This window comes from Tepidibacter thalassicus DSM 15285, from assembly GCF_900129915.1.
Classification (GTDB): Bacteria; Bacillota; Clostridia; order Peptostreptococcales; family Peptostreptococcaceae; genus Tepidibacter; species Tepidibacter thalassicus.
The window spans coordinates 327,316-338,904 of the sequence record NZ_FQXH01000005.1; the positions used below are offsets into that span (position 1 = coordinate 327,316).

Below are 11,589 nucleotides of genomic sequence, written 5' to 3' on the forward strand. Positions count from 1 at the left end.
TAGGAGGAAAATGTATAAAATGATAGAAGTTAAAAACTTACAAAAAATATATCAAAATGGAGATGTAAAAGTATCAGCTTTAAAAAATATTTCTCTCACTATAAAAGAAGGAGAATTTGTAGCTATAATGGGTTCTTCTGGATCTGGAAAATCTACTTTTATGAACATTTTAGGCTGTCTTGACAGATTGACTTCTGGTGAATATCTTTTAGATGGAATACCAATCCAAGAAAGAACTGAAGAAGAACTTTCTGAAATAAGAAATTTAAAAATTGGATTTGTATTTCAATCCTTTAATCTTATACCAAGAACAACTGCACTTAAAAATGTAGAACTACCTCTTTTATATGCTAGAAAAAAACAAAATTATAGAAGAAAAAAAGCTATGGAATTATTAGAAAAAGTTGGACTAAAAGATAGAATATATCATATGCCTAATGAAATGTCTGGGGGACAAAGACAAAGAGTTGCAATAGCTAGGGCATTAGCTAATGAACCTCCTTTGATACTTGCCGATGAACCAACCGGAAATCTTGATTCAAAATCTGGAGAAGAAGTAATGGAAATTTTTAAAAAATTAAATAATGAAGGTGTAACAATAATAATAGTAACTCACGAATTAGATATCGCTCAACATTGTAAAAGAATAGTAACATTTAAAGACGGTAATTTAATAGGTGATGAATTAGTTAAAAATCGATTATAATTTTTTAGATCGGAGGTTTTAAATTGTTTTTTATAGAAAACTTTAAATTAGCTATTTCTAGTCTAAGAGCAAATAAAATGAGATCTTTTTTAACAATGCTTGGAATAATAATAGGAATTAGTTCTGTTATAACTATAATGACTTTAGGAGAAATAGGAAAAGCCAGTATAGGAAAAGAATTTGAAGGTTTTGGCACTAGAAGAGTATATGTTGGCATAAACTGGAATGACGATATAAAACAAACTGATTTTATAAATAATAATGATATTAAAAAATTAAGAAAAGTTTTTTCAAAAGAAATAGAGTATTTATCTCCTCAAATTTGGGGAGGATCTGGTAAAGCTAAAAAAAATAAAGCTTTTGGAAATATATATATTACAGGAGTAAACGAAGAATACAAATTTATAAGTAAAATAAATGTAATAAAAGGTAGATTTTTAAATAAACCCGATATTAAATCAAGAAAAAATGTAGTAGTGATAAATAAAGAACTTGCTCAAAAATTATTTAAAAGAATTAATGTTGTAGGAGAAACTATAAAAATAGAAGATTCAGATTTTGGACAAAGTTATACTATTGTTGGAATTTATGAAAATCCACCTTCAATATTTGATAGATTTGGTAAAAGCGACAAAACAGAAGTTTATTTACCTATAAGTATAGTAATGTATGATAATTTATATGATTCATTAGAAATACAATTGTCTGAAAAATGTAATGTTGATGAAACTTGTGATAAAATTTCAAAATTTTTATCTAGAATAAAAGGTAAAAAAGATATTTTTAAAACAGAATCTGCTAAAAAACAAATGAATATCATAGATAATGTTTTAAATAAGATATCTTTAGGAATAGGAGCAATTGCAGCTATATCTTTATTAGTTGGAGGAATAGGTGTTATGAATATAATGCTTGTTTCTGTTACTGAAAGAACTAAAGAAATAGGAATAAGAAAAGCTTTAGGTGCAAAAAGAAAAGATATACTATTTCAATTTTTAGTAGAATCTATGATAATATCTGCTGTAGGAGGACTTATTGGAATTTCTTTAGGGCTTGGTATATCTAATTTAATAGCAATATTTTTAAAAGTAAGTCCTAAAATTCCTATTGGAGTTGTGATTATAGCTGTTTCATTTTCAGCTATTGTAGGAATTTTCTTTGGAATATATCCAGCTAATAAAGCTGCTAAGCTTGATCCAATTGAAGCTCTTAGATATGAATAAAAATATAAGAAAGGGGCTCTTTTATGAAAAAATTTCACAAAATTATATTAGTTTTTATATTAATAATATTTACACTTTTTAATTCTATAATATTTTTTAAATCATTTGCTCAGAATAAAAAATCTAATTTTCTTTCTTTAAAACAAGCTCAAGAAGAAGCAATCAAAAATTCAAGTATATTAAAAGAAGATATGAGAAATTTGAAATCACTTGAAGATGATTATTCCCAAATTCGTAGACAAGAAAAAAAAATTAAAGATTATATGAAACAAAATGATTGGGATGTATCTTTAGAAGATTACAAATATAAATACGGATATAAAACTAAAGAAATTGATATGAAAATTAAATGTAATAAATTAAAATTAAAAAAAGATGAAGAACAAATAAAATTAGATGTTCTTTTAGCTTATCAAGATGTTTTATTAAAACAAAAAGAACTCGAAATAGAAAAAGAAAATATTAAATATCAAAAAATTCTTTTAGATATAAAAAAATTTCAAAGTGAACTTGGGAAAATATCGTTAAATGAATTTGAAAAAACTGAAAATGATTATAATAATTTTATTTTATCTTTAAAATCTAAACAACAAGAATTAGAAAATTCATATGTAAAATTAAATATTTTAAGAGGAGTATCTTTAAAAGAAAGACCTATCCTTTCTGTAGATACAATTAATATTTCTTCTTTAGATACAGTTTTAAATCAAGAAGAAGCTTTTAAAAAAGCTTTAGAAAGTAGATACGATATATTATCATTAAAAAATGATATAGAATTTTTAAAAATGGATATTGAAAATATAAGTATAAAATATACTCCCAATACATATGAATATAAGAAAAGAGAAAGAATGTTAAATAATGCAAAAGAAAAATATGAAGATAAAAAAAATGAAATTAAAAAAGAAATAGAAAGTATATATTCAGAATTGCTTATTTCTAAGTTAAGAAATGATAATATTAAATCTTCTTTAGAGACAATAAAAGAAGATTTAAAGAAGAAAAATATTCTTTATAAATATGGAAGAATTAGCAAAATAGAATTAGATAATTTAAAAATAGAAATTTTGAAAAAAAAATTAGAATATATTTCTAATGTTTTTGAATATGATAGACTTTTAAATAAATATATTTTTAGCTATACATTTGGTAGTTAATTTAAAATAAAACCAGCAAGTATGCTGGTTTTATTTATTTTTGATTATCTTCTTCTAATACTTCAAGTTTTCCTATATATTGATTATTTCTATGTTCTTTATTTTTATTTTTTTTTCTTTTAGGTTTAGTGTTTATGTTTTCTGTTTCTTCTAATTTTATTTCATCAATTGTTTCTGTTTGTCTTTCTTTTGTTGTATTTTTAGTTGAACAGTTTTTACGTTTTGTTTTTTTAGTTTTTTTCTTTTTTAATAATCTGAATAAACTCATAGTTTACCTCCTTTATGTTTTTTATACATTTTATTTTATGTTTTTTTTTATTAATTGTTACTTTTTATTTTTTTAGTTTTTTATTTCTACTAGGAAATTAACATGTAAAAAAATATAAAATATTTTACATATAATTAAAAATAGTTGTATTTTCAAAATCTTTATTAATTATATAATCTTTACTTTTTATAATTTTCCATAAAGCATATTCAATACCTTTGGATATACTATCAGCCATTTTCATTACCAGTTGAAGTCTTGTATTTTGAAGAACCATAAATTCCATAAATCCTGCTAAATTTACTATTCCCAATATACTTATATCTCCTACCGACGGAAGAGTTTTATTTACTCCAGCTCCTGGCTTTAATGGTTCATTAGATACTTTTATACATCCAATTCTATTGATAGATCCTAAACAAGCATCTACTGCTATAACAAATGGTTTTTTATGAGAAATGTTTATTAAATTTATAGTTTCTTCTAAATTTTTAGCATGAACAGGTTCATCCAATGTTCCATAAAGAAAAACATTATTATAACCTTTTATTCTTCTCTCTAATTTATATCCTATTAAAGGTCCTAAAGAATCTCCAGTACACCTATCCGTACCTATACATAAAATTATTATTTCTTTATAATCAGATGTATAATACTTATTTATATATTTTTCTAATATTTTAGCAAAGTGTATTGTTGAATTACTGTTATTTATATTGACTTCATTCATCTTTCCCTCACCTACTTTCAAATCTATACAATAAAATTTTTCCCATCATTCGTTTAAAAAATTCAAAAATATATAACTTAATTTTTATTTATGCTTGTTTCAATCTGCTATTTCAAGTAAAATAAACAATACAAGTTATAAAAAAGAGGTGAACGATAAATTGCATTGGTTAGACAAAAGATATCATACTTTAAATTATGAATTAAGAAAAATATTTGGTGAAAAAGTATTTAAATTATCTCTTGATGGAGGATTTACCTGTCCTAATAGAGATGGAAAAATAGGAATTAATGGATGTATATTTTGTAGCGATAAAGGTTCTGGAGAATATGCTTCAGATAGAAATCTATCCATACAAAAACAAATCCAATATCAAATAAATATTTTAAAAAACAAATGGAACGGTAAAAAATATATAGCTTACTTTCAAAACTTCACAAACACTTATGCGCCAATTAATATTTTAAAAGAAAAATACGAAACTGCTCTTTCTTACAAAAATGTAGTTGGACTTGCGATAGCTACAAGAGCCGATTGTTTAGATGATGATGTCATAGATTTATTAGAAAAATTCAATAAAAAAACTTATTTATGGGTTGAAATTGGACTTCAAACTATCCATGATAAAAGTGCTAAATTTTTAAGAAGAGGATATGATTTTTCTTTATTTGAAGAAAAAGTAAAAAAATTAAGAGAAAAAAATATAAATATAGTAACTCATTTAATATTAGGTATACCTAATGAAACAAAAGAAATGATGTTTGAATCTATAGATAAAATTTCTGAAATGGACATTCAAGGTGTAAAACTTCATCTTCTTCACATTATAAAAGGAACTGATCTAGAAAAGTATTATCTAGAAAATAAATTTAAATTATTAGAAAAAGAAGAATATATACACTTAATATGTGATATTTTAGAAAGACTAAATCCCAAAATAACAGTTCATAGAGTAACAGGTGATGGATCAAAAGATACACTTCTTGAACCATGGTGGAGCCTTGATAAAAGAAGTATTTTAAATGGTATAGATAAAGAATTAAAATCAAGAAATTCTTACCAAGGTAAATATTTTCAAAAAACAAAATAATATTCACAACAAAAAATCTCACATAAAAAATTTTTTATGTGAGATTTTTTGTTAAATTAATAAGACTTAATTTCTGTCCATATTCTATCGTATTCTGTTGTAAAATCACCTAAATCTTCAAATATTTCTCCTTTTTCAAATATATTCCCTTTTGGATAAGCACTCTCGTTTTCTCTTAAATCTTTTGGTAAAAGCTTCATCCCCTCTTTATTAGCAGTTGAATATCCTACATAATTTGAACATTTTGCAGCAACATCTGGTCTCATCATATAATTTATAAATAACTTCGCATTCTCTTTTTGTTTAGTTGTAGTTGGTACTGCAAAACAATCAAACCAAAGATTAGTTCCCTCTTTAGGTATTATATATTTTAAATTTGGATTTTCCCTTGTTACTGCTATACCATCTCCAGACCAAGCAAGTGCTATAGCAGCTTCTTTAGAAAGCATTATTTGCTTAATCGCATCAACAGCATATGCCTTTACTAATGCTCTTTGTTTTATAAGTTCTTTTTTAGCTTCTTCAAGTTTTTCTAAATCTCTAGTATTAAATGAATATCCTAATTTTTTAAGAGCAACACCAATAGTATCTCTTGGACTATCAAGCATTATAATTTGTCCTTTATATTTAGGATTCCATAAAGCACTCCAGCTATCTATTTTTTCATCAACTTTTGCAGGATCATAAATAATCCCCATAGTTCCCCAAAAATATGGTACTGAATACTTATTTTCTGGATCATGTGCTAAATTTTTAAATTCACTACCTATATTTTTATAATTTTCAAAGCTGTTCATATCTATTTCTTCAAGTAATCCTTGTCTTATCATAGCTTGTATCATATAATCCGATGCAACTATAACATCATAAGCAGTTCCACCAGCTTGAACTTTAGCAAGCATTTCCTCATTACTTCCATATTCTTCATAATTTATTTTAATTCCAAATTCCTTTTCAAAATCTTTTAATACTTGTGGATCAATATAATCTCCTGCATTATAAACATTAAGAACAGCTTTTTTTTCTCCACAAGCAGTTAAAGAAAATATTAAAATAACAGCAATAAAAAAAGTCAATATCTTTTTCAATTAAATCCCTCCTACTCATCAATTTTTTTTGTTCTTTTTTGTAATATTAAAAGCAAAATCAAAACACTCATAAACATTATTGTTGAAACAGCATTTATTTTAGGACTTACTCCTCTCTTCGTCATTGAATATACTTTTATAGGTAATGTATTAATACCTGAACCTGTATTAAAAAAAGTTACTATAAAATCATCAAGAGATAATGTAAAAGCAAACAATGCTCCAGTTATAATTCCAGGCATTATTTCAGGAAGTATTACCTTAAAAAAAGCATATAAAGGCGATGCTCCTAAATCTAAAGCCGCTTCTTCAAGATGAGGATTAAGCTGCTTAAGTTTTGGCAAAATTGCCAAAACAACATAAGGTATATTAAATGTTATATGAGCAATTAAAATAGTTAAAAATCCAAGTTTTACTTTAAACCATACAAACAATGCAAGCAAAGATATTCCTATTACTATATCTGGATTTATTACAGGTATATATATTAAATTTAAAAAAGTATTTTTTGCATTTGGAGTCATATTATGAACAGCTATAGCAGTTATTGTTCCAATTATCGTAGCTATTAATGCAGACAATATTCCTATAGTTAAAGTGTTATATAAAGCACTTATTATACTAGTATCTACAATTAATTCTTTATACCATTTTAAAGTAAATCCACTCCAATTAGCTGAGTATCTAGAGTTATTAAACGAATAAAGTATTAATAAAAATATAGGAAGATATAGAAATAAATATATAGATGTCGAGTACACTTTTTTTATCAATTTAGTTACCATAGTGTACCTCCTTCCTCTTTATCTTGCTTTCCAAGCACTTTCATTCCAATCATTATTATAACCATTAATATAATTGAAATCGAAGAACCAAACTGCCAATTTCTAGCTACTAAAAATTGATTTTGTACTAGATTTCCTAAAAGTATTGTTTGTCCTCCACCTAAAAGATCTGAAATAATGAAAGTACTAACAGCCGGCATAAAAACCATCGTAATTCCCGATATAACTCCAGGTATACTTAAAGGAAAAATAATCTTTATAAATGTAAAAAATGAATTTGCTCCTAAATCTGAAGATGCTTCTATTAAATTTTCATCTATCTTAGATAAAACAGAGTATATTGGTAAAACCATAAAAGGAAGAAAATTATATACAAGCCCTAAAAGTACTGCTCCATCATTATAAAGTAACTTAAGAGGTTCTTTTATCATTCCTATTGATAACAATATTTGATTAATTAATCCATTTTCTCTCAAAATACCCATCCATGCATATGTTCTTAAAAGAGAATTTGTCCAAAGTGGAAGTACAAATAATACAATCATTAAATTTCTCTTTTTTACATTCGATTTTGATATTATATAAGCCATAGGATACCCTAACACAAAACATATTAAAGTACTTTCTAATGCAAGAAGTATAGATTTAATAAGTACATTTATATAAATAGGCTCCATAAATTTTTTATAATTATCAAATGTAAATTTATAAACTATTTGTCCATAAGTAGAACGAGAACAAAAACTATATATAGCTATTAATATTAAAGGAGCAACTGTAAATGCTATCCCCCACAATATATAAGGAACAGTAAGCCATTTTTTTTTCAATTTTTTATACCCCCTTTTTCATAACATGTATTGCATCTGGTTCTATAATAAGTCCTACTTTTTCTCCAGCTTTTGACATATGTATAGTATGAATAATCCACTCTACTTTTTCTTCATCTTCTACAACAATTTCATAATGAACTCCTTTGAATACAACAGTCTTTACTACTCCTTTTATTTTTGCATTTTCTGGTTTTGTAATTTGTATATCTTCAGGTCTTACTACTATGTCCACTTCTTCATTTTTTTCAAATCCTTTATCAAGACATTCAAATACTCTATTTTCAATCTTTACTTTATAATCACTAAGCATTATTCCTTCTATAATATTACTTTCTCCTATAAAATCTGCTACAAATTTATTTTTTGGTTCATTGTATATATCTTCAGGTGTTCCTATTTGTTGAATTTTCCCTTCGCTCATTACAATTATTCTATCAGACATGGTAAGTGCCTCTTCTTGATCATGTGTTACATAAATAAACGTAATTCCTAATTTTTTCTGCATATTTTTAAGCTCTAATTGCATTTCTTTTCTCAGCTTTAAATCTAAAGCTCCAAGAGGTTCGTCAAGTAATAAAACTTTAGGTTCACAAATCAAAGCTCTTGCTATTGCAATTCTTTGTTGTTGTCCTCCACTTAAAGAGCTTATTTTCCTTTTTCCAAACCCTTCCAAATTAACTAATTTTAACATATACTCAACTTTTTCTTTTATTTTTTCTTTAGAAATTTTTTTTATTTTAAGTCCAAATGCTATATTATCAAACACATTCATATGAGGAAATAATGCATATTTTTGAAAAACAGTGTTAATTTGTCTTTTGTAGGGTGGCATATTATTTATCTTTGTTCCCTCAAAATATAAATCTCCACTAGTTGCATTTTCAAACCCACCTATAATTCTCAATGTCGTAGTTTTACCACAACCACTAGGTCCAAGAAGTGTTACAAACTCCTTTGGCTTTATATTTATATTTATATCATTAAGAACTTTTTTTTCCTCAAATTCTTTACATATATTTTTAAGCTCAATTATATATTGAGTCAATTAAATCCCTCCTTGATTAAATTCATTTTATATCAATATTTTATATTTAGTTTTAGTAAACAAAAAGTTTACTAAAACTAAACTCAAGTTATAATTTTAAAACTTTTATCTAATTTTGTCAATAATAAAAACTAAAAATATAAAAACCACCAAAAGAGTAGCAAAATTTTACTACTCTTTCGGTGGTTTTGGACCTAAATATTGATATAAATCAGTTCTTAACATACCATTATATAATTTTCTTTTTTTAGTAGCTTTTTTTCCAAAAACTTCTTCAAATTTATCATAAGAAGTTATTATATAAAAAGACCAAGTATCTAAATTTTTAAATACATCTCCCATGGCTTTATAGAGTTTTTTTACTTTTTCTTTATCTTCAAGTCTTTCTCCATAAGGCGGATTTGTAATTATAAATCCATATGTATCCTCACTATTTAAATTTCTCATATCTCGTTTTTCAAAATGAATGTAATTATCTACATCAGCAAGTTTTGCATTCTCTTTAGCAATTTCAAGCACTCTATCATCTATATCATATCCATATATTTTAAAATCAGTATCCTTCTTCATTAAGTTAAATGCTTGTTTTCTAGCATTCCACCAAAACTTTTTATCTATTATACTCCAATTTTCCGAAATAAATTCTCTATTAAGACCTGGAGCCATATTAAGTCCTATCATAGCAGCTTCTATAAGAATTGTACCTGAACCGCAAAATGGATCAATTAAAGGTCTCCCTCTTTTCCATGGCGTCAAATAAACAAGTGCTGCAGCAAGTGTTTCTCTTATAGGTGCTTTACTAGAAACTTCTCTATATCCTCTTTTATGAAGAGCATCTCCAGTTGTGTCTATAGATATCGTAACTTTATCTTTATTTATAAATACATGAATAGGATATTTCTCTTTACTATCTTCTGAAAACCAATTTACATTATATTTTTCCTTTAAACTTTCAACTACTGCTTTTTTTACAATAGATTGAATATCTGTTGTACTGTAAAGCTTTGATCTTATAGAAGAAGCTTTTGTTACAGGAAAAACTGCATCTTCTTTTATATATTTGTGCCAAGGAAGTTGTTTTGTATTTTCAAATAACTCCTCAAAACTCTTAGCCTCAAATTCCCCTATTTTAAGTAATACTCTCTCTGCAGTTCTTAACCAAATATTTGAAATGCAAATTCCATATTTATCAGCTTTAAAAAATACTCTTCCATCTTCTACTCGCTCAATTTCATAACCCAAATTTTCTATTTCTCTTCTAAGCACTCTTTCAACTCCAAAAAAACATGGAGCTATCAAAGTTATATCTTCCATTAATATCCTCCCTACCGTATTAAATCTATAATTGTCAACTTATTTTATCACATACTACTATGAATTTACAATGTTTCATTCATACTTCCTGTTCTATAACCAGAAAGGTCTAATGTTACATAATCAAACCCTATTTTTTTAAATTTACAATTTACTTTTTCTATTAATTTTAAATCAAAAAATTTATTCATATCATCTTTTAATATTTCAATTCTTGCAATTTCACCGTGATGCCTAACTCTCACTTGTTTAAATCCAAGACTTAAAAGAAATTCTTCACTTAATTCAATCATATTTAACTTTTCTTTTGTTATTTTATTATTATACGGTATTCTCGATGCAAGACATGCAAAAGATGGCTTATCCCATGTCGGTATATTTAACTCTTTAGATAACTGTCTAATTTCATTTTTAGTAAGACCTACTTCCTTTAATGGACTTATAATTTTAAGCTCTTTTAAAGCCCTCATTCCCGGTCTAAAATCTTTTAAATCATCTACATTACTTCCATCTACAATATATTTTACATCGTATTTTTTTGCTATTTCTTTTATTTTAGTAAATATTTCTCTTTTACAATAATAACATCTATCAGGTGTATTATCTACAAACTCTTTTATATTTATATTATCAATTTGAAGAATTATATGCTTTACTCTTATTTGATCTGCATATTTTTTTGATTCCTCTAACTCTCTTTTAGCATGTATAAATGCATTAACAGTTATAGCTATTACTTTATCTCCTAAAACTTCCTTAGCAACATTTAAAAGAAAAGTACTATCTACTCCACCTGAAAATGCTACCGCAATACTTTCCATATCTTTTAATATAGTTTTAAGTTGTTTTAATTTCAATTGTGTTTGAGATGTATTTTTTTTATCAATAGCTTTATTTACTAAATAATCAGCTTTTTTATTTAAAGCTCTTTTTATATGTACAATTTCAAATTCTTCTATTTTTTTTATAATATTTTTCGCTTTTTCATAAAGAACTTTTAAATTTTTATTTTTCACTTTGTATTCTCCTAATATTTGTTTTACTATAAGCTGACTATCCAAATGAGCTTTTACTCTACTATATCCTAAATTTAGACATTCTTCCAACCCTCTAATAAAAGCTTTATACTCAGCTACATTATTTGTTTCAACTCCTATATATTCCCCTATTTCTTTTATTATATTTCCTTCATTATCCATTATTACTACCCCAATTCCCGCATCTCCTGGATTATTTCTCGATCCTCCATCTGTATAAAGCATAACTTCCATAACATTACCTCCTATTAAATATATTTTATCATATTAAAAGCATACTCTAATAGAATTAACTTAATTTATTAATCATATA

The 11,589-nt window shown here is 25.5% G+C and carries 12 protein-coding genes; 4 read left to right on the forward strand and 8 right to left on the reverse strand.

Features of this window, described 5'->3' with window-relative positions; all coding sequences use genetic code 11:
* Positions 1–10: 10 nt before the first annotated feature.
* The 3 genes from BUA19_RS01695 to BUA19_RS01705 are packed head-to-tail and all read left to right on the forward strand — an operon-like array spanning position 11 to position 3,086.
* Complete coding sequence (locus tag BUA19_RS01695; protein ID WP_072723141.1) at positions 11–706, forward strand: ABC transporter ATP-binding protein; 696 nt, start codon at positions 11–13, stop codon at positions 704–706.
* Positions 707–729: 23 nt separating this feature from the next.
* Entirely contained in the window at positions 730–1,929 is a 1,200-nt protein-coding gene (locus BUA19_RS01700) for an ABC transporter permease (protein ID WP_084601882.1), read from the forward strand.
* A 23-nt stretch (positions 1,930–1,952) separates the two neighbouring features.
* Positions 1,953–3,086 (forward strand): TolC family protein, encoded by a 1,134-nt coding sequence (locus BUA19_RS01705; RefSeq protein WP_072723142.1) that lies wholly within the window; start codon positions 1,953–1,955, stop codon positions 3,084–3,086.
* Positions 3,087–3,120: 34 nt separating this feature from the next.
* Here the strand turns inward: BUA19_RS01705 and BUA19_RS01710 are convergent, their stop codons facing one another.
* The gene (locus BUA19_RS01710; protein WP_072723143.1) at positions 3,121–3,354 is read right to left on the reverse strand and encodes a hypothetical protein; all 234 of its coding nucleotides are present in this window, start codon (positions 3,352–3,354) and stop codon (positions 3,121–3,123) included.
* Positions 3,355–3,478: 124 nt separating this feature from the next.
* Positions 3,479–4,084 (reverse strand): spore protease YyaC, encoded by a 606-nt coding sequence (gene yyaC / locus BUA19_RS01715; protein ID WP_072723144.1) that lies wholly within the window; start codon positions 4,082–4,084, stop codon positions 3,479–3,481.
* Positions 4,085–4,244: 160 nt separating this feature from the next.
* Between yyaC and BUA19_RS01720 the strand changes: the two genes are divergently transcribed.
* Positions 4,245–5,174 carry a TIGR01212 family radical SAM protein gene (locus BUA19_RS01720; RefSeq protein WP_072723145.1) on the forward strand — a complete coding sequence of 310 codons (930 nt, stop codon included), beginning with the start codon at positions 4,245–4,247 and terminating at the stop codon, positions 5,172–5,174.
* Positions 5,175–5,230: 56 nt separating this feature from the next.
* Here BUA19_RS01720 and BUA19_RS01725 read toward each other — a convergent pair whose 3' ends face one another.
* The 6 genes from BUA19_RS01725 to larE all read right to left on the reverse strand — a co-directional run bounded on the left by BUA19_RS01725 (position 5,231) and on the right by larE (position 11,510).
* Positions 5,231–6,262, reverse strand: coding sequence for an ABC transporter substrate-binding protein (locus tag BUA19_RS01725; protein ID WP_072723146.1), 1,032 nt, complete (start codon positions 6,260–6,262; stop codon positions 5,231–5,233).
* Between the two features lie 11 nt (positions 6,263–6,273).
* On the reverse strand, positions 6,274–7,047 hold the full coding sequence (locus BUA19_RS01730) for an ABC transporter permease (protein ID WP_072723147.1): 774 nt from the start codon (positions 7,045–7,047) through the stop codon (positions 6,274–6,276).
* On the reverse strand, positions 7,041–7,877 hold the full coding sequence (locus BUA19_RS01735; protein WP_072723148.1) for an ABC transporter permease: 837 nt from the start codon (positions 7,875–7,877) through the stop codon (positions 7,041–7,043). The genes BUA19_RS01730 and BUA19_RS01735 overlap by 7 nt, the downstream gene beginning before the upstream one ends.
* 4 nt (positions 7,878–7,881) lie before the next feature.
* Positions 7,882–8,925, reverse strand: a complete 1,044-nt coding sequence (potA, locus tag BUA19_RS01740; protein WP_072723149.1) for a spermidine/putrescine ABC transporter ATP-binding protein — start codon at positions 8,923–8,925, stop codon at positions 7,882–7,884.
* Positions 8,926–9,096: 171 nt separating this feature from the next.
* Complete coding sequence (locus BUA19_RS01745) at positions 9,097–10,239, reverse strand: THUMP domain-containing class I SAM-dependent RNA methyltransferase (protein ID WP_072723150.1); 1,143 nt, start codon at positions 10,237–10,239, stop codon at positions 9,097–9,099.
* A 65-nt stretch (positions 10,240–10,304) separates the two neighbouring features.
* Positions 10,305–11,510 (reverse strand): ATP-dependent sacrificial sulfur transferase LarE, encoded by a 1,206-nt coding sequence (gene larE, locus BUA19_RS11880; protein ID WP_084601883.1) that lies wholly within the window; start codon positions 11,508–11,510, stop codon positions 10,305–10,307.
* Positions 11,511–11,589 lie beyond the last annotated feature (79 nt).